This is a genomic window from Streptomyces sp. NBC_00829 (assembly GCF_045161795.1).
Taxonomy (GTDB): Bacteria; Actinomycetota; Actinomycetes; order Streptomycetales; family Streptomycetaceae; genus Streptomyces.
Window position 1 is genome coordinate 1,197,995 of the sequence record NZ_CP108867.1, and the last position, 25,157, is coordinate 1,223,151.

General features: G+C 71.8%; 20 protein-coding genes. 4 read left to right on the forward strand and 16 right to left on the reverse strand.

Going from position 1 to position 25,157, the window contains the following annotated elements; translation table 11 throughout:
• Positions 1-8: 8 nt before the first annotated feature.
• The 15 genes from OG293_RS05140 to OG293_RS05210 form a co-directional block, all read right to left on the reverse strand.
• On the reverse strand, positions 9-464 hold the full coding sequence (locus tag OG293_RS05140; RefSeq protein WP_405997566.1) for a DUF4260 family protein: 456 nt from the start codon (positions 462-464) through the stop codon (positions 9-11).
• Positions 461-1,582, reverse strand: coding sequence for an alpha/beta fold hydrolase (locus OG293_RS05145; protein WP_405997567.1), 1,122 nt, complete (start codon positions 1,580-1,582; stop codon positions 461-463). The genes OG293_RS05140 and OG293_RS05145 overlap by 4 nt, the downstream gene beginning before the upstream one ends.
• Positions 1,579-2,829, reverse strand: a complete 1,251-nt coding sequence (locus tag OG293_RS05150; protein ID WP_405997568.1) for an FAD-dependent oxidoreductase — start codon at positions 2,827-2,829, stop codon at positions 1,579-1,581. Before OG293_RS05150 ends, OG293_RS05145 begins: the two co-directional genes overlap by 4 nt.
• Positions 2,826-3,692: a 4'-phosphopantetheinyl transferase family protein gene (locus tag OG293_RS05155; protein ID WP_405997569.1), complete on the reverse strand. Its 867-nt coding sequence runs from the start codon at positions 3,690-3,692 to the stop codon at positions 2,826-2,828. The genes OG293_RS05150 and OG293_RS05155 overlap by 4 nt, the downstream gene beginning before the upstream one ends.
• Positions 3,589-4,440 carry a 2-oxo acid dehydrogenase subunit E2 gene (locus OG293_RS05160; protein ID WP_405997570.1) on the reverse strand — a complete coding sequence of 284 codons (852 nt, stop codon included), beginning with the start codon at positions 4,438-4,440 and terminating at the stop codon, positions 3,589-3,591. The genes OG293_RS05155 and OG293_RS05160 overlap by 104 nt, the downstream gene beginning before the upstream one ends.
• Complete coding sequence (locus OG293_RS05165) at positions 4,437-4,664, reverse strand: acyl carrier protein (protein WP_405997571.1); 228 nt, start codon at positions 4,662-4,664, stop codon at positions 4,437-4,439. Before OG293_RS05165 ends, OG293_RS05160 begins: the two co-directional genes overlap by 4 nt.
• Positions 4,643-6,577 (reverse strand): HAD-IIIC family phosphatase, encoded by a 1,935-nt coding sequence (locus OG293_RS05170; protein ID WP_405997572.1) that lies wholly within the window; start codon positions 6,575-6,577, stop codon positions 4,643-4,645. Before OG293_RS05170 ends, OG293_RS05165 begins: the two co-directional genes overlap by 22 nt.
• On the reverse strand, positions 6,574-7,626 hold the full coding sequence (locus OG293_RS05175) for a 3-oxoacyl-ACP synthase (protein ID WP_405997573.1): 1,053 nt from the start codon (positions 7,624-7,626) through the stop codon (positions 6,574-6,576). Before OG293_RS05175 ends, OG293_RS05170 begins: the two co-directional genes overlap by 4 nt.
• The gene (locus OG293_RS05180; RefSeq protein ID WP_405997574.1) at positions 7,623-10,532 is read right to left on the reverse strand and encodes a beta-ketoacyl synthase N-terminal-like domain-containing protein; all 2,910 of its coding nucleotides are present in this window, start codon (positions 10,530-10,532) and stop codon (positions 7,623-7,625) included. Before OG293_RS05180 ends, OG293_RS05175 begins: the two co-directional genes overlap by 4 nt.
• A gap of 2 nt (positions 10,533-10,534) precedes the next feature.
• On the reverse strand, positions 10,535-10,864 hold the full coding sequence (locus OG293_RS05185; RefSeq protein WP_405997575.1) for an acyl carrier protein: 330 nt from the start codon (positions 10,862-10,864) through the stop codon (positions 10,535-10,537).
• Between the two features lie 27 nt (positions 10,865-10,891).
• Positions 10,892-12,628, reverse strand: coding sequence for an acyl-CoA dehydrogenase (locus OG293_RS05190; RefSeq protein ID WP_405997576.1), 1,737 nt, complete (start codon positions 12,626-12,628; stop codon positions 10,892-10,894).
• A complete protein-coding gene (locus OG293_RS05195; protein ID WP_405997577.1) occupies positions 12,622-14,454 on the reverse strand; it encodes an acyl-CoA dehydrogenase family protein in 1,833 nt (610 codons plus the stop codon). Before OG293_RS05195 ends, OG293_RS05190 begins: the two co-directional genes overlap by 7 nt.
• Positions 14,451-16,226, reverse strand: coding sequence for a fatty acyl-AMP ligase (locus OG293_RS05200; RefSeq protein WP_405997578.1), 1,776 nt, complete (start codon positions 16,224-16,226; stop codon positions 14,451-14,453). Before OG293_RS05200 ends, OG293_RS05195 begins: the two co-directional genes overlap by 4 nt.
• Positions 16,227-16,594: 368 nt before the next feature.
• Positions 16,595-18,412 carry a glycoside hydrolase family 15 protein gene (locus OG293_RS05205; RefSeq protein ID WP_405997579.1) on the reverse strand — a complete coding sequence of 606 codons (1,818 nt, stop codon included), beginning with the start codon at positions 18,410-18,412 and terminating at the stop codon, positions 16,595-16,597.
• Positions 18,413-18,657: 245 nt separating this feature from the next.
• Positions 18,658-19,599 carry a transcriptional regulator gene (locus tag OG293_RS05210; protein WP_405997580.1) on the reverse strand — a complete coding sequence of 314 codons (942 nt, stop codon included), beginning with the start codon at positions 19,597-19,599 and terminating at the stop codon, positions 18,658-18,660.
• 370 nt (positions 19,600-19,969) lie between these two features.
• On the opposite strand from OG293_RS05210, the gene OG293_RS05215 reads away from it, so the two are divergent.
• The 4 genes from OG293_RS05215 to OG293_RS05230 all read left to right on the forward strand — a co-directional run bounded on the left by OG293_RS05215 (position 19,970) and on the right by OG293_RS05230 (position 23,767).
• The gene (locus OG293_RS05215; protein WP_405997581.1) at positions 19,970-20,602 is read left to right on the forward strand and encodes a helix-turn-helix domain-containing protein; all 633 of its coding nucleotides are present in this window, start codon (positions 19,970-19,972) and stop codon (positions 20,600-20,602) included.
• 77 nt (positions 20,603-20,679) lie between these two features.
• Entirely contained in the window at positions 20,680-21,210 is a 531-nt protein-coding gene (locus tag OG293_RS05220; protein ID WP_406003507.1) for a toxin-antitoxin system, toxin component, read from the forward strand.
• 3 nt (positions 21,211-21,213) lie between these two features.
• Positions 21,214-22,401 carry an MAB_1171c family putative transporter gene (locus OG293_RS05225; RefSeq protein ID WP_405997582.1) on the forward strand — a complete coding sequence of 396 codons (1,188 nt, stop codon included), beginning with the start codon at positions 21,214-21,216 and terminating at the stop codon, positions 22,399-22,401.
• Between the two features lie 115 nt (positions 22,402-22,516).
• Positions 22,517-23,767, forward strand: coding sequence for an ROK family protein (locus OG293_RS05230; RefSeq protein ID WP_405997583.1), 1,251 nt, complete (start codon positions 22,517-22,519; stop codon positions 23,765-23,767).
• Between the two features lie 73 nt (positions 23,768-23,840).
• Here the strand turns inward: OG293_RS05230 and xylA are convergent, their stop codons facing one another.
• Positions 23,841-25,010, reverse strand: a complete 1,170-nt coding sequence (gene xylA, locus OG293_RS05235) for a xylose isomerase (RefSeq protein ID WP_405997584.1) — start codon at positions 25,008-25,010, stop codon at positions 23,841-23,843.
• Positions 25,011-25,157: the final 147 nt, after the last annotated feature.

Sequence of the window (25,157 nt, forward strand, 5' to 3'; positions counted from 1 at the left end):
AGGGGAGTTCAGCAGCGCGTACCGTCCGCTCTGCGCGGCCCGTACCCGAAGCCGCGGTCGACACCGATGTGCCCCAGCCAGCCGAGACCGGCGACTGCGGTCCTGCGGCTGCGGGTGACGGCCGCGAGAGCGAACAGGGCCGCGGGCACGGCGGGCGAGTGCAGGACGTTGTACGGGCGTACCGCGTAGAGGGGCAGCCGTTCGAAGCCGGGGGCGGCAGCGATGCCGTAGAGCAGGGCGATGTCGGGGAGCAGCGCGGTCGTCCACAGCACACGGCTGCGGGCCCCGCCGAGCGTTGCGCCCGCGACCAGCGCCGTCAGGCCGACGGCGCAGCTGAGGACCCGCCCGGCGGGGTCGTGGTAGGTCCAGCCCGGTCCACGAAAAAGGCGCAGGCCCAGGCGAGTGGCTGAGCAAAGGTCGGCGCGGGCGCCCGGACGAGTGCGGGGGTGGGCATCGGGGGTCATACGGTCAGCCGTCCTCTCCGGCTCAGCAGGCGCTGCGTTCCGCCCGTCACGCCGAGGGCCGCGAGTCGCAGCGGGTGCGCGTGCACGGACCTGAGCGCCGCGCGGAGCAGCGCCACCCGGACCCGGGCGAGCTCGGCGGGGGCGCCGTGTTCGTCGTCCAGCAGCAGCACCTCGCGCCGGGCCGTGCGATCGCGAAGGAGTGCTCCCGTCTCGGTGAGCGGCACGATGTCGTCGCGCAGCGCGGCGGCGTAGGTCACCGGGACGGCCAGCCGTCGCAGCTCGTCGTCACCCAGCGCCCAGGGGCGTACGGCGTCGAAGACGTCGTCCGGCTCGCAGCCGATGAGGTGGGCGAGCGTGAATACCGTGGTGTCCGGGACACCTCGCTGCCAGTCACGGTCCAGGAAGAAATGGCGTACCGGTGCTCCCACGGTCGCGATGCCGCGGACGCGCTCGTCGGCCAGGGCGGCGCGCAGCGCCAGATGCCCCCCGAAACTCAGCGCGAGGGCGAACGTACGTCGTACGTCGGCCCGGTCGGCGAGTGTGTCGAGCAGGGTGGCGATCATCCGGTGGCTGTCCGCGCGGTACGGCAGCGTGTTCTCGCCCACGCCGGGAAGTTCGGTGACCGCAAGGGCCACTCCGAGTGCGTCGGCCCGCGCCAGGATCGGGGCCCATTGTTCCTTGACGCTGACGATGCCGCCCATGACGACGATCAGAGGGCGCGGCCGGGTGGCCGAAAGGCCGGCCGTCCAGCAGGCGAACCCGCCGTCGGGCAGCCGGAGGTCGATGCGGTCGATTCCGGGGCGTGCCCGGCGCCAGCGGTCGAAGGACCGGACACACAGCAGCTGCGCCCGGCGGCGCGCTTCGTCGTCGACGGCGGCGAACGGGAAGCGGGCAAGGCCGTAGTGACGGCAGGCTTCCAGCGGCCTGCCGCGCGCGGCCAGCCGGTCCCCTGCCCGGCTCCAGACGGCGGGCCAGGAGTCGTGGCCCGTTCCGTGGGCGGTGGTGATCTCCGCCAGCAGCCGCCGGCAGTGGGCGGGCGCGAGGCCCTGCGCGCGGGCGTGGAGGAGCACCTGTCCGCGCAGCTCGCTCAGCTGGGGCCCTGGCGGTGTGCCGGTCATGTCCGCTGCTCCGTCCTGGTGGGCCGGTCGGCGGGTTCGGGCCGCTGTCCGGGGAAGTAGGCGGGGGCGAACACCCGGCGCTGGAGTGCGGGGCTCGTGTTCAGGGCCCGGTAGATGGTGCGCCGCAGCGCCGTGGCGGGGGGTGCGGAGAGGGTGAACATCCGTTCCTGGCGCAGTTGCAGACGCCGGGAGCGTCTGACCGCGCTCTCCCTGTCCCGCTGGAAGGCGAGCGCCGCCGCGCCCAGCGCCGGCTGCCGTCCGCTGCGGGGCGCCTCCAGCGCGCAGGCGATCAGCGGTGCGAGGGCGACCGCGTCCGCCAGGGCGTGGTTGACTCCCTGCCCGAGTATTGGCGAGAGGGTGTGTGCCGCGTCCCCGATCAGGACGATTCCGGGGGCGGACCAGCGCCGTACTTCGGTGGTGAAGATGTCCAGGAGGTGGGTGTCGGACCAGCTGCGGATCCCCTCGGCGGCCTCTCGCTCCAGCTCGGGGGCGAGTTCGGCGAGCCGGGCGTGCAGCTGTCCGATCCCGCCCGAACGCAGCTCGCGCAGAGCGCCCTTGGGGATGTTGAGCCCCACCCGAAGAGTGCCGTCGGTGCTGGGCAGGAACAGCCCGTGGCGGCCCGCGCTGATCCGCACCCGGTAGGCCCGCCGGTCCCAGGCGGCGGGGAAGGGCAGCTTCAGCCAGATCACGTCCCGCTCCAGCGGGGTCCGCACCGTGCCGTGGCCGAGGCCGGCGAGACGGCGTACGGAGCTGTACCGGCCGTCCGCGCCGACGGTCATGTCGGCGCGTATCTCCACGATCCCCTCGGGAGTCCTCGCCCGCACACCGCGGACCGCGCCTCGCTCGATCAGCAGCGCGGTAGGCGAGGCGGGTTCGAGGACCGTGCAGCCCCCGTGCTCGTCGGCGGCCCGGGCCAGCGCGGCGAGCAGTACGGGCTGGGCCAGCTCGACCGGGTGCCGGTAGGCGTACGGAAAGGCGTCGAAGTGCACGTCGAGGACGTGTCGGCCGCCGTCGGCGATCTCCAGCCGGTGCACCTCGTGGGTGTGCTCGCGCACCCGGTCCAGTACACCGAGTCCGGCGAGCAGGCGCACCCCGTCGGGCGAGAGGGACTCGCCGCGGAAGGCGCGTGCGGCGCCCGCCCGCTGCTCCAGCAGGACGACCTGCCGGCCACGACGCACCAGGGCGAGTGCGAGAGCCCGGCCACCGGGCCCGCCGCCCACCACGCAGACTTCCGTCCTGATCGTCATGGGGTGCTCTCGTCCTGTCCGGTGGCCGCCAGCGCCGCCATCAGCCCGGCGTCGAGCATGGTGGACGCGGCGGTGTCGCTGGTGTCGCCGAAGCCAGCGTCGAAGAGGGCGACGCTGACCGTGTACCGGCGGTCCACCAGACAGGTGTGGAAGGTCCACTCGTCGCCGGTGCCGCGCGAGCCGTCCGGTCTCAGTACCTGCACTCTCCTCTCCTGCGGGCCGAAGCCGAACTCCGTGAAACGGAACCGCATGCCCTGTCCGATGGCCTTGCTGTACGCCTCCTTCAGCGTCCACAGCCGTACCAGCGCGCCGTTGCGCCGCTCGTCGGCGATCTGGGCGAGGGCCGCCCGTTCGTGCGGCGTGCAGACCTGGTTCTCGGTGCCGAGCCCGAGCATCGGGCGGTCTCTCAGCTCGGCGTCCACCCCGATCCAGCCGCGGCGGGTCAGCCCGACGAGGAGCAGCGTCTCGGTGTGGCTGAGGCTGATGTCGATCTGGTCCAGGCCGCGCAGATACGGTCGTCCGCCCGGCTTGTAGGCGAGTTCGACGGAGTGCGGGGGCGCCTCGATGATCGCGCAGGCGACATGCTTGAGCAGGAGCCTGGACGCCACGAACCGGGAGCGGATCTGATAGTGCGTCATGGCGGCGAAGCGCGCGTAGTCACGGCCGAGCAGGGGCCGCAGTTGTGGCGCGTCGAGATCGGCGGGCAGCCAGTCGTCGAGCTGTGCGTGGACGACCACGCTGCCGTACTCCCGCACCGCGTCACGGACGTGTTCCCAAGGGCCCTCGGGGCCGGTCACCCGCACGGGCCGGGCGAATCCCCGCTCCGTCGCGGGGTTCGCCACGGGTCCCGGAAAGATCACCATGCCAGCCCTCCAGCCGCTTCACCACTCCGTCGAGTACGTCCGCCGCGGCGGCTCCGTCGAGCACTCGGTGATCGAAGGTCAGTCCCAGGCGCATGACCGGCGCCTGTGCGATGTGGCCGCCCCGCACCACGGCACGGTCGGCGACCCGGCCCGCGCAGAAAGTGAGGGCCGTGCCGCCGTAGGAGTGGAAGACATCCACGGCGCGGTGCCCGAGCGAGCTCACCGAGAAGGTCCCGAGCCGCCGGGCCCTGGCGGCCGGAGAGCGCACTCCGAGCCGGAAGGCCGCCTCGCCCAGCGGCGGCGGCAGTTGTCCCAGCAGCCGCACGGCGGCGGCGCCGGGAAGGTCGTACGGGTCGCTCTCGCGGCACAGGTCCACCACATCCTGGATCTCCGACAGGGTCGCCGCGTCGACGCCCGGCAGCACGGCGGTGAGCACCACGCGCTCGCCGCCTTCGGTCGTACGGTCGAGCGCGAGTTTGGCCGTCGTGTCCGGCAGGAGCGCGGTACGCGGGCGCCGCACTCCGCGGGCCATCGCGCGGGCCTCGGGGTGCCGGGCCACGATCTGTCCGGCGGCGTGCAGCAGATAGCTGACGACCGAGTACCGCCTGCCTTCCGAGCGCCGGGAGGCCCGGTGTTCCTCGACCTCCGTCATGTCGACGTCGGCACCGAGATGGACGGGGGACGCCGCACGTGCCCAGTTCAGGAAGTAGCGCGTATGGCGCCGCGCCCGGTCCGAGGACGCGCTCATGCCGTCACCGCTGCGGTCCAGATCTCGCCCAGGGTGCGGGCCTGAAGTATCTCGGCCACCGGGACGGGCCTGGCCAGTTCTGTTTCCAGCAGGCTGACGAGCCGGAGCAGATTAACCGAGTCCCAGCAGGGCAGCTCGGCGAGGTCGCGTACGGCGTCCTCGGGTTCCAGGTCGGTGCCCAGGTGTTCATTGGCGAGAGAGATCAGATCGACGACGGTGTACATGACTCCACCTCCTGTGCCTGCTGGTGGCCAAGGCGCAGCCGCAGCCGCACATGAACGGGGACGGGCGGCAGATGCCGCAGGCCGTGCCGGTAGCGGATCTCGTCGCCGAGGTCGTCGGCGGTCTCGAATCCGTGCGCCGGACAGAACGCCGCCTGGGCCTCGTTGGCCGGGGTCCTGCGCCAAGTGGCGTGCACGGCGGGCAGGCCGTCGTCGCGGGCGGCGTGCAGCAGTCCTGCCAGGACGGCGTCCTCGATGCCGCGTCCGAGCACTCGGCAGCTGACGACCATGTTCTCCAGATGGAGTCCGGCGGCGTCCCGGCGGGCGAGGACGACTCCGACCACTCCGTCGTCGCCGAAGCGGTCGGCTGCGCGCACGGCGAGCACGAGGGCATCCGGTTCCTTGCCGAGGCACCGGATCTGCGCGCCGCTCAGGCGCTCCCCTGTGAGGTTGAACCGGTTGGTGCGCAGGCTCAGCTGGGCGATCCTGGCGGTCTCATGGCCTGCTGCCGGTCCGACGTCGACCTCGATGCCGAGGCCGCTCAGGAAGCTACGGTAGTCCGTCGCGCCGGCCCGCCCGCGGTCGCGCCGTTCGCGTTCGCGGTAACGCGCGGCCCGGCCGCGGTCCTCCTCGGTGACGGAGGGGACGAGGAACCAGCTGTCGGCCAGCAGGCGTTCGGCGTGGTGGGCGGGTTCGCCGTCCAGGGGTACGACGGCGGCCCCCGGCACGCCCGCCCGTACGACCTCGCGTTCGAAAGTGCTGTCGTCGGCGAAGACGACCGCGGACGGCGTGATGCCGAGCCTGGACGCGATGGTGCGGATGCCCTCGGCCTTGGAGCCCCAGTCGGCCACGACCGCGACGAAGTCGTCGGAGCTCAGCGGCCAGTCGGGATGGGCGGCGAGAGCGCGGGCGACCGGTTCCGGATCGTTCTTGCTGCAGACGGCGAGCAGCACGCCCTGCGAGGCGAGCTGTTCGAGGGTCCGGCGGAAGTGCCCGAACGCGCCCGCGCGCAGTGAGTGCGCCGCCCGCACCCGCTCGGGGCCGTCCTCGGCGAGCACGCCGTCCCACAGCGTGCCGTCGAGGTCGAGGACCAGGCACTTCTTGGCGTCACCGCGCTCGGCCCGCACCAGGTGCGCGGCTTCACGGGCGTAGGCTGCCAGCAGTTCGGCGGTGCAGTGGGCGTCGGCGTATGCGCCCAGGCGCGGATCGTCGGCCCGTACTCCCGCACTGGTCAGGGGCTCCAGATCGAGTACGGCGACGCCGGCCCCCGGGTCGTTCATGCGCAGCAGATCGGCGTTGAACTCCCGCCAGCAAGCGCCCAGTTCGGCGCGCTGGGCGTGTCCGGTCAGCTGGTGGGCGAAGCGGCGCAGCAGCGGCACGGTGTTCAGGACGAGCGTCGCGCCGGGCGGGCCGTGGGCCGCGTGGGCGCGGGCGAGTTCGGCCAGCAGCAGCCGCTGCCGTTCGGCTTCGAGTGCCACCTCGTACGGCTGCCAGGGGGGCCGCACCCGGTCCCAGACGGTCAGCGGGTCCAGCACGCACAGCGTGATGGAGGGCCGGTGCGCGTACAGGCCGGAGGCGGGGTCGGCGAGTTCCTGGACGTATCCCCCGCTGCCCGCCGCGTACGGGATCAGCAGCAGCCCGTGCCGGGCGAGCCTGCCGGTGAGCGCGGGGACGAGGCCGGCGGTGGTGGACCGGCCGGTGACCGCGATGTGGACCACGTGGGTGCCGGGATGGGCGGCGAGCACATCGGCGGGGTTCAGCCGGGCGAGGAGGCGGCCGGCGCGGTCGAGTGCGTCGTCGTCGGCCGCCTCCTCCAGCCGGGCGAGCAGCTGCGGAACGGCCGGGTAGGCGCCGGCGAGCGCTCCCCTGTCGTACAGCGCCCGCAACTCCTGCTGCGCTTCACCTCGTGCGCTCATCGGGTCGCCTCCACCGCGAAGCCGGCCTTGATCCATTTGCTGGACTCGATCGCCATGCCGACCGCGCGCCCGCCCGCCGCCAGCCGCGGCAGCAGCCGCTCCAGCTGGAAGAAGACCAGCGCGTTTCCGTTGTTTCCCGTATCCGCGACACAGGAGACCTCCTCCCACTCGAGGCCCTGCCGCAGCCCCCTCGTGATGCGCTCGGTCATCCGGCCGCCGAGCTGTGGCGGAAGGACATGGCCGAGGGTCTCCGCGGGCCAGCCGAGCCGGTCGAGCAGGGTGTCGAAGACTTCCCGGGCCATGACCGGAACCTGCGTCTCGACGGCTTTGTAGTCCTCGGTCACGGCGGGCCGCCCGCTGTCACGGTCGGCCGGCCCGAACCACTCGACGCGCTGGCCCGGCGCCCGGCCGAGTCCGCCGATCCGGTGGTCGGCGCGCGTCAGCACGGCCCGGGCCGCGCCCGGGGCACGGCTGAGCGCCACAGCCCCGGCTCCGTCGCCGAACAGCACGTAGTTGACGAGCTGGGAAGGAGGCATCGAGCGGAAGTCCTGGCGCAGATCGAGGTGTTTGCTGCACACGTCGCCGCCGATCACCAGGGCGACCGGCCGCGCTCCCCGCTCGGCGTCCGCGAGCAGCGACGAGGCGAGCGCCAGTGCCTGCACGGCTCCCGAGCAGCCGGACTGGAGCTGGTAGACGGGCACGTCGTCGATGCCGAGCCGGTCGGCCACCAGTGCGGCCGTGGTGGGCATCAAGGCGTCGGGGGTGGCTGTGGCGAGGACGACGAAGGCCACGTCGTCGGCGTCGGCGCCTGCGTCGGCGAGCGCCCGGTCGGCGGCGTCGGCGCACAGGTCCTCCAAGGTCCAGCGGACCGGTCCGCCGTCGAGGTCACGGGCGAAGTGCCGGGTTCTCGTGCCGATGAAGGTCTCCACCCATTCCGGGGCGATGCCGAGGCGGGCCGAAAGCCTGGCGTTGTCGACGGGTTCTCCGGGCAGGGCGGTGCCGACCCCGGCCAGCTGCACGGGCCCGCCGCGGCCCGGGGGCCTGCTCATGGGGCCACCGCCGCGCTGAGCTGCTCGTTCAGGTACACGATCAGTGAATTGACGCTGACCAGGCTGGAGAGCATCTCGGGCATGGACAGTTCGCCGATCTCCGGGAAGCGCGCCTCCAGCCGGTACTTGAGCTCCATCAGCATCACCGAGTCGAAGCCGAGGTCGTCGTAGAAGCGCAGCCCGTCGTCGAGTTCGTCGTGCCGGCCGCCCCTGACCTGGGCGACGGCCTCGCGCACTCCCCACCGGACCCGGTCGGGATCGCTCCCCGGGGCGGGTGCGCCGGGCCCGCGCGGCACGGGAGCGGGGACAGGGGTGTGGGGCGCGGGCTGCTGGTGCCAGGAGCGCCACTCGGTCGAGAAGGCGTGAGCGGGCATATGGACGGCTCGTTTCCCCGCGTCGGGATAGAGGGTGTCCCAGGCCGGGTCGAGGCCGTCCCGGTGCAGCCGGGCGAGGAGTTCGCCGACCTGGCGGGTGCCGGAGTCGTCGGTGCGGCACACCGCGAGGGCGGGGATGTCGCGGGCGCCCGCGATCCGCCGGAGCAGATTGACGAGAACCGGCTTGGGGCCGATCTCGACGACATGCGTGGGCGGCTGCGCGCACAGCGAGCCGACGGCGTCCTCGAACCGCACGGTCGAGGAGACGTGCTCGGTCCAGTAGGCGGCGTCCAGTTCCTCGCCGGGGGCAAGCAGCCTGCCTCGTACCGTCGAATGGAACGGCAGCCGGGGCCGGCCTCCGGGGATCCGGGACGCGGCCCGCTCGAAGCGGCCCAGCATGGGAGCCATGAGGGGCGAGTGGAAGGCGTGCGAGACCGTGAGCGGGGTGCAGGCGAGGCCCCGCTCCTGCAGGCGGGCGCGGATCCGCCCGAGCGCCCGGAGGTCTCCGGACAGCACGGTGGCGCCGGGTCCGTTGAGCGCGCCGACACCGACGGCGGGCTCGTCAGCGACCAGGGCCGCGGCCTCGGCGGGCCGCGCCCGGGTCGCCAGCATCCCTCCGCCCTCGGGCAGTTGCTGCATGAAGGCGCCGCGCACGGCTACCAGCCGGGCCGCGTCCGCCAGGTCGAGCGCCTCCGCGACGACGGCCGCCGCGAACTCCCCGATGCTGTGCCCGAGGACCGCTGCGGGCCTCACGCCGAGCTCCATCAGGGTGCGGGCGAGGGCGTACTGCACGGCGAACAGCGCGGGCTGGGTGGTGCCGGTCCGGTGCACGGCCGGGTCCCCGGCGAGGATCACCTCGTGCACGGGGGTGAGGGTGTACGGCTGGAGCGCCTTGGACGCCTCCTCCAGAAAGGTGCGGTAGACGGCCGAGCCCTCGTACAGCCCGGCCGTCATCCGCGGATACTGGGCGCCCTGTCCGGTGAACGCGAAGGCGAGGACGGGCTCTTCGGCGGCTTCCGTGTACTCGGCCTCCAGCTCGGCGCCCGCGAACAGCCGGGACGCCAGTTCCTCGGTGCTGTCCACGGCGGTCGCGAAACGGTACGGAAGGGCGGCCCGGGTCCGGTTGCTGGTCCAGCACAGACGGGCGAGCTCCTCGACGCCGCGGCCCGCGGCATCGACGGCCTGGAGGCGCAGATTGCGGCGCAGCGCCCGGGGCGTGTCGGCCGAGAGGGTGAACACCCCGGCGCGCGGGTCAACCGCGGGGGCGGGGACTTCGGGAGCGGATTCGAGCACCACATGGGCGTTGGTGCCGCCCATGCCGAAGCTGGAGACCCCCGCGCGGCAGCCGCCGGCGGGCAGTTCGAGAGGTTCGGTGATCAGTTCCAAGCCCCGGCGGGCGAGACCCAGGCGCGGGTTCTCCTCCCCGTACGAGGGGCTCGCGGGCACCACGCCGTGCCGCAGCGCCAGTACGGTCTTGATCAGCCCGGCCATGCCGGAAGCGCCCTCGGTGTGGCCGATGGCGCCCTTGACGGCGCCGATCGCCAGCGGCCACGGCCGTGCGCCCGACTCGTCGCGGAACACATCGCCGAGTGAGAGCACCTCGATCTGGTCGCCCAGCGGTGTGCCGGTCCCGTGTGCCTCGACGAAGCGGACGTCGTGCGGGTCCACCACGGCGCGGCGGCAGGCGGTGGCGATCACATCGCGCTGGGAGACGCGGTGCGGGGCCATGATCCCGTTGCTGCGGCCGTCCTGGTTGACGGCGCTGCCGAGGATCACGGCGTGCACGGGGTCGCCGTCGCGTACCGCGTCCTGAAGGAGCCGCAGTGCCACCACGCCGACACCCTCGCCGCGGCCGATACCGTCGGCGGCTGCCGAGAAGGGTTTGCACCGGCCGTCGGGGGCGGCGAGTCCGGCCTGGGCGTAGATCTCGTCGAGCACGGCTGTGGCGACGATGTTGACGCCGGCGGCGAGCGCGAGGTCGCACTCCCCCGCGCGCAGGGCGGTGCAGGCGAGGTGCACGGCGACCAGGGACGAGGAGCAGGCGGTGTCCACGGTGAGGCTGGGGCCGCGCAGATCGAGCTGGTAGGCGACGCGGTTGGCGAGCATGGAACGGCCGCCGCCGGTGCCGGTGCGCGGGGTCACCCCGCCGGGCGCGGCGAGGCTCAGTCGCATCCAGTCCTCGGACATGGAGCCGACGTAGGTCCCCACCGGGCCGCCCGCGAGCCGGGACGGGGACATTCCTGCGTCCTCGACGGCCCGCCAGGAGCATTCGAGGAGCAGCCGCTGCTGCGGGTCCATCGCGCTCGCCTCGGCGGTGGAGATGCCGAAGAAGGAGCGGTCGAAGGCGTCGGCGTCGGCGAGGAAGCCGCCGGGCACGTCACCGGGGCCGCGATTGGCCGGGCGTTCGCCGATCGCGCTCGCCCCGCTCATCAGCAGCCGCCAGTACGCCCGGGGATCCGGCGCGCCGGGGAATCTGCAGTCCAGACCCACCACCGCGACCGGGTGCCGGGACGGGCCCGATGGACGGCCCATGGTCATACCTCCCGATGCTCGCCGCCGGCCTTCGTGAACTCCTCGGCGAGGTGGTGGGCGAGATCGTCGGCGGTGGGGTGGTCCCAGGCGACGGTCGGTTCGAGGAAGAGCCCGAACTCCTCCTCGATGTCCCCGTAGAGGCTGAGCGCCGCCACCGAGTCCAGCCCGTACTCCGCGAAGGGGGTGTGCGCGCCGATCTCGCCGGCGGGGCGCTGGAGATACTCGCTCAGCCTGGTGATCAGCCAGTGGCGGAAGTCGCGTTCGTCGAACCCGGCCACGGGCTCGGCCGGCCAGGGGCCCGGGGCTTCTGGCCCGGTGGAATGCAGCACCATCTGACGCTCCTTCGCAACGTGTCCGTGTCAGCCGGCGATCGGGGTGTCGTACAGGTCGTAACTGCGGGCTTCGTGGTAGCGGTTCAGCACCTCGTCGAGCAGCCGGTCCTCCCAGCCGTCCGGGAGCTTGGGCAGTGGACGGCCGAGCCGTTTCACCAGGCGTGTGAGCGCCGCCGCGATCCAGTGGGGGGAGGCGAGAAAGGCGTCGTCCTCGGGCTCCTGGTGCCGCCAGACGCCCAGGCAGGCCGCTCCGGCGAGCAACAGCGTGTACCGGTCGGCAAGGGCGTACGCCTTGGGGCTGGCGAGCACGGTGCGGTCCCTCGGCGGCATGTCGGCGCACTCGCTCCGCAGGCTGCGCAGCTCGTCCTCAAGCGCCTGCGCGAGGGCGGTGAGCGCCTCGGTGTACTCACCGGCCCGTGCTCCTTCGGCCACGGCGTCGGCCGCACCCTCCAGGGAACCGGCGAGCGCGTCGCTGCCCGCGACGAGGACGAGCCGGGCAGGGTCGAGCGGCGGGAGCCCGTCGCGGACCCGGAACAGCCCCTCGGGCGCGGGCCTGCCGGAGAACCAGGCGGTGCGGGCGAGCCGCGGCAGCTGCGGGATGATGGTGGCCTGGCAGGCGGCCGTGCCCGCGTGGCCGAGGCTGATCATCGGCAGGTCACGGACATGCTTCTGGAAGGCCCCGTAGGCCCCGTCGCGCACATAGAAGTTGGCGCCGAGGACGATGGACAGGTCGTAGGCGGTCTCGGTGAGCAGTTTGGGCAGCAGGTACTTCACGGCGGCGGCGTAGACGCTGGTGGCCTCCGGGACCAGATGGACGGCCCGGGTCGCGGTCAGCGCCAGGCAGTCGCTGATCAGGAGATCGGTGAAGGCGCCGACGATGGTGGCGCGGGCGTGCGGGATCTCCAGGACGGAGCGGTGGTAGAGCTTGCGGTCCAGGGCGAAGGAGACGGCCGTGCGCAGGGCCGTGTCCCCTCCGCCGAGGATCATGGAGGGGAGCACGCTGCGGGTGATCTGGAAGGAGCGCAGGGCCAGTTCGACGCCGTCGCCGAGCTTGCCGACGAGCGCGTCGGCGGGCAGCGGACAGTCGGTGAACTCCACGCCCGCGTTGCGGCAGCCGCGTACGCCGACGGTTTCGTACCGCGGCAGATAGCGGTAGCGGTCGGCGGGAACGTCAGACTTGTCGACGAGGAGCACGGAGTGGCTGCGGCTGCCGGGCGAGTCCTCGGTGCGGCTGAAGAGCACCAGCGCCTCGGCCCGTTCGACGTTGTTGATGACGTGCTTGGCGCCGGACATCACAAAACCGTCGTCACTCGGCGTCGCCCGGAACTCGTTGCGTACGAAGTCGTTGCCGTGGGCGAGTTCGTGGTACGCGATGGCCAGCCGGCCGCCTCCCAGGAGCAGGTCGGCCACCCGCCGCCGCTGTTCGGGGGTGCCCGCCGCCCAGATGGCGATCGCCGCGAGGAAGGTGGTCGCGCCGTAGCCCAGTCCGAGGCTGGCATCGCGGCGGAAGACACCGCGCAGGACGCGGCCGAGGGTGTCGACGCGGTCGAGCCGGCCGCCCAGTTCGGTGGGGACGAACTCCGCGTTGAGCGCGAAGCCGGCGAGTGCCTCCTCCGCCTCGGCGAGAAGCTCACCGCGTTCGTCGGCGGCGAGCAGCGCGTCCCGGCCGAGCGGGTTGCCGGGGTCGCCGGGGTCGCCGAGCCGCCTCTCCAGATCGGCGACGCGCTGCTGGACGGTGAGTTCTTCCGGGCTCGGGCTCAGCATGGCGGTCCCTCTGCGATACGGCCGGGCAGCAGGGAGAACAGCTCTCCCGCCTCGTACTGTTCGCTCAGCCGTCCGAGCAACCGCTCGAACAGCGACTCCAGTTCGCTGTCGTAGGCCGCCGGTCTGCGCGGCTGTGGTCCGGTGAGGCCGGGTACGGCCTGTTCGAGCCGGTCCAGGAGCCGGGCGAGCACGGCTTCGAGCCACAGGCCCGCGCTCCAGTGACCGGCCGTCGTGGTCTGCCGCGCGAGCGACCGGTTGTGCCGCCAGACGCCCAGGCAGCAGGCGGCCGTGAAACAGACGCAGTAGCCGCGGGCCAGGTCGAAGCTCTCCACGGGGGCGCCGCCGGGCACCGGGCGCGCTGCGCGCATCCGGGCGTGCAGCTGGTCGGCGGCGACGGCGAGGGTACGGGCCAGCGCGGCGGCACGGGCGAGCTCCGGCTCCCGGGATGCCTGCGCGCCGAGCACTTCGGCGGAGTTCGGCAGGGAGCCCAGCACGGTGCTGCCGCGGCGGGCGAGCAGACTCAGCTGGGAAGGGCGCAGGCCGGGCAGCGCGTGGGCGTGGCCGAACGTGGCGGACAGGGTGGCCGGGTCGGGGGCCTGGACGGGGTGGAACCGGGCAAGCCCGCGGAACTGTGCGGTCAGCGCATAGAGGTTGACCATCGTGTTCCCGTCGAAGATCCCGACGATCCGGTGGTCGCGTTCCAGCTTCTGGAACCGGCCGTGCTCGTGGTAGTCGCTGAGGAAGGCTCGTGCGCCGAGCACTCCGCGCAGCCGGTTCAGGAGGTCGTCCGCCACGGTCGGCACAAGATACTTGGCGACCGCGGAGGTGACGCTGAGCTCGTCCGGCAGGGTGTGGATGGACCGGGCGGCCACGGTGCTGAGCGCCTCCATGGCCAGCAGGTCTGCGTAGGTCTCGGCAAGGGTTCTGCGGGCGGCGGGCAGATCGAGCAGTGTGCGTCCGTACAGCTCGCGCCCGGCCGCAAAGCCGTAGGCGAGGCGCAGTCCGTGGTCCGCGGCGCCGAGGGAGAGCGCGGTGCACAGCGAGCGGGTGATCTGCAGGGCCTTCAGAACGGTCTCGGGTCCTTCGCCCTCGCGGCCGACCAGCCCGCACGCGTCGACGGGCGCGCGGTCGAAGGCGATGCCGCTGATGTCGGCGCCGCGGATGCCGAGGGTGTGCACCTTGGGCAGGGTCCGGTAGGTGTCCTTCGGGAGTTCGTTCTTGTCGACGAGCAGCAGGCTGAAACCGCGGGGGCCGCCCTCGGCGGCGGTGCGGGCGAGGAGGCAGACCAGGCGGCCTCTCGTGGCGTTGTTGATCAGCCATTTCTCGCCGCTGATGACATAGCCGTGCGGGGTGCGTTCGGCGACGACCTCACCGGCCATCAGGTCGCTGCCGTGGGTGCGTTCGGTCAGCCCGAGGGAGACCGGTTCGCCGGCGGCCACCAGGGACGCGAGGCGTTCGGCTCCGGCGAAGTCCTGGGCGACCCAGACGCAGACCGCGCCGAGGAAGGTCTTGCCGTGTCCGACGGCGGTGGTCAGATCGCGTCGGGCGATGGTGCGCACGATTTCCAGCAGCTGGGGGAAGCCGGTGAGCGCGCCGCCGTACTCCGCGGGGATGTAGTAGTGGTGGATGCCGAGGTCGCCGAGCAGTTCGCACGCGGCGGCCGGGAACTCCTCGGCGGCGTCCTCGTCCGCGGCATGGGCGTAGGAGAGCGGGCCGGTGCCGTTGGGGTCGCCGAGCCGCTCCTCCAGCTGCTCCGCGAGATGCCAGCGCAGGCCGGCGGTCTCCTCGGTGTGCTGGAAGGCGGCACGTTCGGTGGTCGCCGTCATCCGCCGTCCCCGGGTGCGTCGCCGCCGGGTGCGCCCACCGAGACCAGTTCGCGGACCTCGGGGTGCAGCACTTCGTGCAGCGGCTGGATGCCCCCGTCGAGGAAGAGCTGGCGCATGGCGGTGCGCTGGAGCTTTCCGCTGGTGGTGCGGCGCACGGTGCCGGGGCGGACCAGCAGGACGTTCTCGGCGGCGACCTCGAACTCCTTGGAGACACACATCCGTACGGCGGCGGACAGCGAGGCCAGTTCCGCCTCGAACCCGGAGCCGGTGCGCACCTCCTGGACGACGACGACATGATCGCGGTCGGACTCGACGGCGAAGGCCGCGCTGGAGCCGAAGAGGGCGCTGACCCGCTGGACGCTGCGTTCGATGTCCTGCGGATAGAGATTGCGACCCGCGACGATCATGATGTCCTTCATACGGCCGGTGATGTAGAGCTCGTCACCGTCCATCGCGCCGAGGTCCCCGGTGCGCAGATAGCCCTCCTCGCCGTCCTCGGTGGCGGCCCTGAAGGCGTGGGCGTTCTCCAGGGGACGGTTCCAGTAGCCGCGGGCGACGCTCTCTCCGCGTATCCAGACTTCACCCACCTCACCGGCAGGGAGCTTGCGGCAGTTCGCCGGGTCGACGATCGCCACCTGGCACGCGCGGGGCCTGCCCGAGCTGACCAGGGTCCGTGCCGGGGCGCCCTCGTGGGCGGGGCGCAGCCGGTGGTGTTCGAGCTCCGTGGCATCGACGACGCGGCTGGACGGCAGGGCTCCCGGCTCCTTGCCGCTGACGAGCAGGGTGGACTCGGCCAGGCCGTAGCAGGGGTAGAACGCCTCCTTGCGGAATCCGGCGGGTGCGAAGCGCTCGGCGAAGGCGTCCATGGTCTCGGCCCGTACCGGCTCCGCCCCGTTGACGGCGGTCTCCCAGCGGGAGAGGTCGAGCTGCTCGATCTGGTCGTCCTTGATCCGGCGCAGACACAGGTCGTAGGCGAGGTTGGGGCCGCCGCCGGTGGTGATGCCGTACCGGTCGACCATCTGCAGCCAGCGCAGCGGCCGCTTCACAAAGGTCATCGGCGGCATCAGCACACCCGCGCTGCCGAGCCAGAGCGGGTGCAGCAGATGGCCGACGAGACCCATGTCGTGGTGGAAGGGCAGCCAGCCCCCGACCCGGGACTCGCCCGTCGTGCGCATCGCCTGCTGGATGGCGCGCTGGTTGGCGAGCAGGTTGCGGTGGGTGACCATCACGCCCTTGGGCTCGCTCACCGAGCCGGAGGTGTACTGGAGGAAGGCCACGTCGTCGGGGAAGAGGCCCGGCGGCTGCCAGGCGTCCGCGTCGCCGACCGACGAGCGGTCGGTGGCCAGACATGCCACCTCGGGATGGCCGATGTTGGCCAGCAGCTGGGAGACGGTCGAGGCGAGCGAGGCGTCGGTGAGGATGTAGCTGACGGAGGCGTCCCGGACGATGTTGGCGACCCGTTCGACGTTCTGCCGGGAGCCGACCGGAGCGGGGGCGGGCACGGCCACCGCCCCGGCGAACAGACAGGCCAGGAAGCTGCTCATGAACTCCCGCACGTCGCTCTGGAGGATGAGCACCCGGTGGCCGTGCGAGCCGCGGTCCTGGAGCCAGGACGCGAGCCGTTTGGCCCGTTCGCCGAGTTCGCCGTAACCAAGGACATCGGATTCCAGCTCACCCCGCTGATTCGCGCGTACGCAGAAGTAGGCCTCCTCGAGCGCGAGTTCCGATGTTCTGTGCAACGCGAGTTCGGTGAAGTTCCGGTGTGCAGCCATCTTTTCCCCCAGTAGCCGCGTACTTATGGCCAGAGCTTGGGAAGTCCGTCTCAAGACCACCTTGAAGGCGACTCGACCTCCGGGAAAAGACTGAGATATTCATCGCTGTCCTCTCGGGGAAAACTGTCCCGGGGCAGTATTCGGTCATGGTCGACTCCGGGGATCCACACCCAGAACATCCCGTAGGCGATGAGCGCCCTGCCCACCGGGCGCAACACATTGACCAGGACGAAGCTTCGCAATGACGACATGGACCCACTCCTTGCGCGCTGAATTGCCGGTGCGCGCCGACCCTGCACCACTCCGGTCGACTCTCGCTCCAGGAACACGCCGGCCATCGCTTTGGGAAACAGGCCGCCGGCCTGCGCTCAGGAGAGCCGAAGTGCGGTGTCGATCAAAGGCACATGGCTGAAAGCCTGCGGGAAATTACCCACCAGCCGGCCGCGCCCGGTGTCCCATTCCTCGGCGAGCAGGCCGAGATCGGTGCGCAGCGCCAGCAGCCGTTCGAAGAGCTCCCGGGCCTCGGCGCGACGGCCGATCAGCGCCAGATCGTGGGCCAGCCAGAAGGAGCAGGCGAGGAAGGCGCCCTCACCGCCGGGCAGGCCGTCGCCGCCGACGGTGTCCGTGCCGCTGTCAGGGACCGGGTACCGGCGCACGAAGCCGTCGTCGCACAGCTCCCGCTGGACGGCCTCGATGGTGCCCACCACCCGCGGGTCGCCCGGCGGCAGAAACCCCATCTGGGGAATGAGCAGAAGCGAGGCGTCGAGTTCGCGCGAGCCGTAGTACTGCGTGAAGGTGTTGCGTTCCGGGTCGTAGCCGTGGGCACAGACGTCGCGGTGTATCTCGTCGCGCAGGGCGCGCCAGCGCTCGACCGGGCTCTCCAGCGGGAGTCTGCTCAGCCTGCGCACGGTGCGGTCGGCAGCGACCCAGGTCATCACCTTGGAGTGGACGAAGTCACGGCGTGGGCCGCGCACTTCCCAGATCCCCTCGTCGGGCTCGCGCCAGTTGGACTCCAGGTGGTTCATCAGCTTCATCTGGAGGATGTGGGTGCTGTCGTCGCGGGAGAGTCCCGAGGTCTGGCCGAGCCACAGAGCGTCGACGACTTCGCCGTAGACGTCGAGCTGGAGCTGGTTGGCCGCGCCGTTGCCGACGCGAACCGGGCCGGACTTCTCGTAACCCGGGAGCCAGGGCAGCTCGGCCTCGGGCAGCTCGCGTTCACCCGCGACGCCGTACATGATCTGGAGGTTCTGGGCGTCCCCCGCCACCGCCCGCAGCAGCCATTCGCGCCAGCGCCGCGCCTCGTCCCGGTAGCCGGTCCGCAGGAGGGCGGTGAGTGTCATGGCGGCATCGCGCAGCCAGGCGTAGCGGTAGTCCCAGTTGCGTACGCCGCCGATCTCCTCCGGCAGGGACGTGGTGGGCGCGGCGACGATGCCGCCGGTCGGGGCGTAGGTGAGCGCCTTGAGGGTGATCAGCGAACGGACCACCGCCTCCCGCCAGGGTCCCGCGTAGCTGCACTGGCCGGTCCACCGGGACCAGAAGTCCTCGGTGTGGGCGAGGAGTCGGGCCGCGTCCGGCCTCGGGGGCGCGTCGCCGTGGGAGGGCTGCCAGCTGAGCGTGAGCGCGACCCGCTCGCCCGCGCCGACGCTGAAGGCCGCGTGGGTGGTCAGATCGCTGCCGTACGTGTCGACGTCGGCATCCAGCCAGAGCGCGTCGGGTCCCGCGACGGCGACGACCCTGTCCCGGCCGCCGGGCCCGTGTTCGCGCTGGACCCAGGGGACGATACGGCCGTAGCTGAACCGCATCCGCAGTGAGGAACTCATGCGGACCCGCCCTGAGACGCCCTCCACCATTCGTACGAGAACGGGTGCGGCATCCGGACGGCCGCGGCCGGCGCCCCGCGGCGGCATGAAATCGATCAGCCGGACCGTCCCCTCGGGGGTGTCCCACTCGGATTCCAGGACGAGTGAGTCGCCGCGGTAGCGCCGGCGGGTGGCTGCCCCGTCGCCCGCGGTGCCCGCCGGTGCGAGCCGCCAGAAACCGTGGTCCTCCGTGCCGAGCAGCCCGGCGAAGACCGCGGGCGAGTCGAAGCGCGGCAGACAGAACCAGTCGACCGAACCGTCCCTGGCGATCAGGGCCGCGGTCTGCATGTCCCCGATCAGTGCATAGTCCTCGATGAGCGCAGCCACACGAACTCCCGGAACACCGTCGCAACGTCCCCCGGAGGCGGACCCCCGTCCCCCCGCACGACGCAGGGGGTTCGGGCACGTTACGCGTGGCACCTCAAGTCTCGGCTGGTCGCCCGGATCGGCGCCGGGGAGAAGGCCGCACCACGCGGGACCGGGGCGCAGGGGCTGGGGTGCAGGGGCTGGGGTGCAGGGGGCGGGAGGAGGCTGCGCGGCGGGGCCGGTGCCGCGCAGTGTTCTCAGCCCCCTTAGACCGCTCTCAGATGCGACTTGCCGCGCCGCACGTCCGGCGAGATGGCGGGCCGCCCCTCCCGCAGGACCAAGGTCACCCGGGTGAACCCGCCCTCCTGCAGGGTCCCGGGGGTCTCGTCCACGATCCGGCAGTCGGTCCGTCCCCAGCGGGGATCGGGGTGGTTCAACGGCCGTACGGCCCCGTCATGATGGACGGCGGCGGCCCCCATCGCCCGCATCCAGTGCGGCAGTCCGCACCGATAGGCGACGTCCATGATCGGATCCTCGGAGATGTCCTCGCGAATGGCCTGAAGGACACCGTCCTCGGGATAGCACTCCAGGGCGGCGTCGAGCTGGGCCAGCAGGGGCAGGCACCAGCTCGTCTCACGGTCGGCGAGAACCGTTCCCGCATCGGGATGGAACAGGACGAACCTCAGGAAGTTCTGATCCGGCATCGCCGTGGGGTGCGGTCCGACGCGGTGGAAGAGCGCCTCGAAGGCGCGGTTGGCGTGCGCCACGTCCCAGCGCTGGTCGAACAGCACGGAGGGCATCGGCACGGAGTCCATCATCGAGGCGTAGTCGCGCAGATAGGCCTGCATCTCGGGGTCCGCGGGAAGAGCGGGGTCCGACGGCTTCGCCGCTCTCGCGGGCAGGGCAGGCAGCGCGGGCGCCGGGACGGGTGCGAACGGACGGGCGGGTCCGGACGGGAACGCGGGTCCCGAGGGCCGGGCCGGGCCCAGCGGGGACGCGGGCGCGGTGGCGCCGACAGGGCGGTCCCCGGTGCACGGCGGGTCCCGGTCGACAGCGAGGCGGAAGAGCCAGCCGCCCTGCTGGTCGCTCATCTCCAGCGCCTTGACCAGCGCACAGAGCGTCTCGTCGGTCCAGTCCTGGGCGGGTGTCCGCTCCCAGTTGCCGTACGCGCCCGTGCTGATGTCCAGCCGCGCGGCGACGTCCTCCACACTGAGCCCGAGCTCCTCCCGGCGTCGTCTGAGGACATCGGTGAGCCGCCTCGCTCTGAGCGCGCCACGGGCCGTGCCCGCACATCCTCGACGCCCCTGGACACCAGGCCGTTCAGCGCCTGCCTCATGTGTCATCGAGGACGCCACCCTTCTCGAAGTCCCGCTGCGGGAGCGCTCTTTCGATCTTCACACCACGTGGCGATCCTGCTCCCGCAAACGCGGCCATGTCAACTATCGTGGCATTCCATGTCGCTGATCGCCGAAATCTCGCCACAGCTGTGGCAAGACCTGGCTGTACTCCACTGAAACGGTTAATCTCCGGGCACCCAACTGTGTGCGGAGCGACTCACGTGATCTAGGAGACCTACTGGTGACAGACGGCTTCTTGGTTCCGGACCCGGCGGCCACCGGCACTGTTGCGGCGTCCGTTGCCCGCGTCGCCGAACTGGCCGCCAGGCTCGGCCTGAGCCACGGCGAGGTCTTCGACGTACACCAGCTCTCCCAGGAGTCGGGCGTCCCCGCCGATGTGGTCAGCGCCCTGCTGGACGGCAGGCCCGCCGGGGAACCCGACCTCCAGACCCGCTTCCTCCAGCGCTTCGACCTGCTGCGCACAACGCGGCTCAAGCCCAACGGCCGCCGGTACACCCAGCAGGAGATCGCCGACGGCGCCGGCATGTCACGGCAGCAGGCGGGCGCGCTCATCAACGGCGACCGCCGGCCGACCATGGAACACTGCGATGCCATTCAGAGGTTCTTCAAGGTCCACGCCGGATTCCTCACCGCCGAGGACTCCGACGCCCTCGACGGCGCTCTCCAGCGGACCGAGCAGCGCCTCCTGCACGACTACGCCGGGGAGAGCGACCCGCTGGAGCGGCTGCTGCAGGACCACGGCGTACGGGGCATCGCCTGGCGGGCGGCTCAACTGCCCACCGACAAACACCGGGACAAGGTCACCGAGTGGCTCGACATGCTCCTGGAGAGCGTCAAACCGACGGAGCCCTGATTCAGGACAGGGTTGGTCTCATACGTGTGCGCCCGGCCGCTGACGGGGAGAGGAGAACGGTGAGCATAGGCAAGCAGATGCGTCGGCTGTGCGGCGAGCTGGTAGCCGGAATCGACCTGCCCGCTCCGGCGGAGCCCGCCGATCTCTATGCCGCCCTGTGCGAAGGAATGAGCAAGCGCCGCGGCCGACCCGTCCGGTACCGCATGGCCACCTTCCCGCCCGGCACGGCCAGCGGGCTCTGGCTCGACATGACGGACCAGGATCTGATCGTCGTCGAGGAGCGCACCGCGCCCGACCACCAGTTGGTTATTCTCGGCCATGAACTGTGGCACATGAAGGCCGGCCACTGCTCGCATCACGTCGACGGCGCAGCCGTCGCGGCCCGACTGCTCTCGGCGGAGGCGGACCTCCAGGCGACCGTGCTGAAGGTCGCCGCCCGGACCCACTTCGACCAGACCGAGGAGAACGAGGCGGAGAGCTTCGGTCTGCTCCTCGGCAGCAAGTGCCGCTCCTGGCTTCCCGGTTCGACGGGCCGCGGCCCCGTCCGCCGGGACGGACTCGCCGGCCGGATCGAGGCGTCCCTGGGATATCGCGGTCCACAGGGCTGATGCGTGAACGGTCCGGACTACTACATCCCAGCCGCCGCACTGGGCATCGCACTCGTGTTCAAGCTCCCCGGGCTGCTGCGCGACTGGCGTGACCCGCTGCTGCGCTCCGTCTGCGCGCTGCTCCTCCTCGCGGGCTCCACCTTCTTCTTCGCCGCGCCGCCGACGATCGCCGAGGTCAACCGCATCACGGGCGTGGCCAACTTCTCCGCGCCGCTCGTCTACTGCATTCTGAGCGCGTTCAGCGCCTCCTGCCTGGTCCTGCTCGTCAACTGGCGCGGCGGACCGCCCGAGCAGACCCAGGAGATCTCCCGCCGCTGGGTGATCGCCTACCTCGTGGTGGTCGTCGCGCTCGTCGTACTGTTCCTGCTCGGCGACGCGCCCGTGGAGCGGCTGCGCGACCTGGACACGTACTACGCCACGACGCCGTACATCCGCGAAATGATCGTCCTCTACCTGACCGCGCACACCGTGGCCGGGGTCGGCACGACCGCCCTGTGCTGGCGCTGGTCCCTCAAGGTCCACGGCTGGCTGCGGACCGGCCTGGTGATCATCGTGGCCGGCTCGCTGTTCAACCTCGGCTACGGCATCAGCAAGTTCACCGCCGTGTTCGCGCGCTGGGCGGGCCTCGACCAGGACGGTCTCAGCACTCTGCTCGCCCCGCCGCTGGCCTCCATGGGCGCGCTGCTGAGCGCGGTCGGCTTCATTCTGCCGCTGGTCGCCCAGCGGCTGGCGGACAGCTGGACAACATGGGCCACCTACCGCCGGCTCGGCACACTCTGGCGTGAGGTGTCCACGGTCGTGCCCGAGGGCTCGCACTCCGTCCGTATCTCGCTGTGGTCGTCCCCCGACCTCAGGGTCACCCAACGCGAGTCGGACATTCACGACGGCATGCTCCATCTGGACCCCTACTTCGACCCCGCCCTGAGGGCGAGCGCCCACACGGCCGCGGTCGTAGCGGGAGCCGATCCACGGCAGGCGCGGGCGATCGCCGACGCGGCGATGGTCGCGGCGGCGCTGCGGGCCCGGGCGGCCGACCCGGAGGGCAGAGTCATAAGCTCGGCCCAGGCTTACACCTCCGAGGCAGCCGAAGGACCACGCGATCTGGTACGCATGTCCCTCGCGCTGCGCCATTCCCCCCTCGTCGAAGCAGCCCGCGGGAGCGCGGACAGGTCAGAGAGCGGCACCCTATGAACGATCCCGTGAGAATTCGCCGGAGCCCCTTGGCGCGCCGGGCCGTCGAGAGGGGCAAGGAGCCGCGCGGGGCGAAGGGGCTCCGGAGCCGGTTCGAGACCGTTGCGGCGGACGCGTGAGGCTCCCCGGCCCCGGGCACCACGCACCGCTGGAGCCCAAGGCCGACCGGGAGACGGTGAGACGGCACAACCTCAGCCTGGTGCTGAGGGCGGTGCGCGACGCGGGCGAAGTCACCCGGGCGGGGGTGTCGGCGCGCGTGGGGCTGACCCGGGCGGCCATCTCCTCCCTGGTCGAGCAGCTGATGGAGAGCGGGTTCCTGACGGAGTCCGGCAAGACGTTCAGCGGTCAGGCGGGCCGGCCCGGCACGGTGCTGAAGGTGGCCCGAACCGGTGTCGCGGGGCTCGGCGTCGAGATCAACGTGGACTATGTCGCGGTCTGCGTGGTGGACCTGGCGGGCACCGACCGGGTCCGGCTCGTGGAGCACCTGGACAACCGGGGTGCGCCGCCCGAGCAGGTTCTGGGGCGGGCGGCGCTGATAGCCGCGCGCGCCCTCACATCGGCGGCCGAGCAGGAACTGCACCCGGTCGGCGTCCAGTTGGCGCTCCCGGGCCTGGTCTCGTCGGGTGCGGTCCGGTACGCGCCCAATCTGGGCTGGACCAGGGTCACGGCCGAGGGCCCGTTCGCCGACGCCCTGGCCGGGCTGCGTCCCGCGCTGCCCGCCCTGCCGGTGCGCTCGGAGAACGAGGCCAATGTGGCGGCGCTGGCGGAGCTGTGGTTCGGCGGTCTGGGCGACGTGCGCAGCTTCCTGTACCTGACGGGCGAGATCGGCGTCGGCGGTGCGCTGGTGATCGACGGTGAACTGCTGCGCGGCGCGCACGGTTTCGCCGGGGAGATCGGCCATGTCGTGGTGTCGCCGGACGGCCCCGAGTGCCGTTGCGGCTCCCGGGGCTGCCTGGAGCAGTACGCGGGCCAGTCGGCGCTGCTGCGGGAGGCGGGGCTCGACGAGCGGACCGGGGCGCGCGGGGTGGCAGAGCTGGAGCGGCGCGCCCGGGAGGGCGAGAAGCGTGCCGTGGCGGCGCTGGGGCAGGCCGGGCTCATGCTCGGCCGGGTGCTGTCCGGGGCGGTGAACCTCTTCGACCCGGATGCGGTGGTGCTCGGCGGGATCTACCCGCCGCTGCTGCCGTGGCTGTCGCCCCCGGCGGGCGGCGAACTGGCCGGCCGGGTGGTGTCGGGACTCTGGCCGACGGAAGCCGGCCGGCTGCGTGCCGCGTCACCGGCGGCGGACGCGGCACGCGGAGCGGCGGCACTGGTGGTCCAGGACGTCCTGGCGGACCCGGTGACATACGCGGTACGGGCGGCGGGCTGACGACGTCGGGCCGGTCCGGCAGACCCGGACCGGCGGTCCCGGGGGAGCCCCCGGCACCAGCACCCGTACCCCGTCAGCGCAGCCCCAGCAAGTGCTCCATCGCCAGTTGGTCGAGCACCTCGAACGCCATCCCGCGCTCCGCCGCCGCCTCCACATCGAACTCCTCGTACGCACCGCGGTCCGCCAGCAGCCCGGACAGCCCGTCCGCGGCCGTGGGCAGCAGCAGTTGGTCGAGCCGCGCCACCTTCAGCGCCTCGCGCACCGCGGGGTCCGCCCGGAAAGCCGCCGCACGTGCGCGCAGAATCAGATAGTTGCGCATGCAGCCCGCCGCCGACGCCCACACGCCGTCGAAGTCCTCCGTCCTCGGCGGCTTGAAGTCGAAGTGCCGCGGCCCCTCGTACCCCGCGGTCTCCAGCAGGTCGACCAGCCAGAACGCGGACCGCAGATCGCCCGCTCCGAAGCGCAGGTCCTGGTCGTACTTGATGCCGTTCTGGCCGTTGAGGTCGATATGGAACAGCTTGCCCGCCCACAGCGCCTGGGCGATGGAGTGCGTGAAGTTCAGCCCGGCCATCTGCTCGTGGCCGACCTCGGGGTTGACTCCGTACAGCTCGGGCCGCTCCAGGCGCTCGATGAAGGCCAGCGCGTGCCCCACGGTCGGCAGCAGGATGTCGCCGCGCGGCTCGTTGGGTTTGGGCTCGATGGCGAACCGCAGGTCGTACCCCTGCTCGGTGACGTACTCCCCCAGCAGGTCGAAGGCCTCCTTCATCCGCTCCAGGGCGGTGCGCACATCCTTTGCCGCGCCCGACTCCGCGCCCTCCCGGCCACCCCATGCGACGTAGACGCGGGCCCCGAGCTCGGCGGCGAGGTCGATGTTGCGGATGGTCTTGCGCAGCGCGTACCGGCGCACGTCCCGGTCGTTGGCGGTGAAGCCGCCGTCCTTGAAGACGGGGTGGGTGAAGAGGTTGGTGGTGGCCATCGGGACCACCAGGCCGGTCCTGTCCAGCGCTTGCCGGAAGTGCTTGATGCGCGACTCCCGCTCCGGCTCGGAGGCGCCGAAGGGGATCAGGTCGTCGTCGTGGAAGGTCACACCGTACGCACCGAGCTCCGCGAGCCGCTGAACGGACTCGACCGGATCCAGGGCCGGGCGTGTCGCGTCCCCGAACGGGTCCCTTCCCTGCCAGCCGACCGTCCAGAGACCGAAGCTGAACTTGTCCTCAGGGGTGGGGGTGAAGCCTTCCGTCATTGCGCTGACCGCCTTCAATCCACGATTTGTTTTCTGACCTTACTAATAATGCACAGCTTCAGCGTACGACAGAAGCCCCTCAACACCTGTTCGCCCGAGACTGCTTGACGTAATTTGTTCGTCGGACGGCCAAATAGGCCGGGAGGG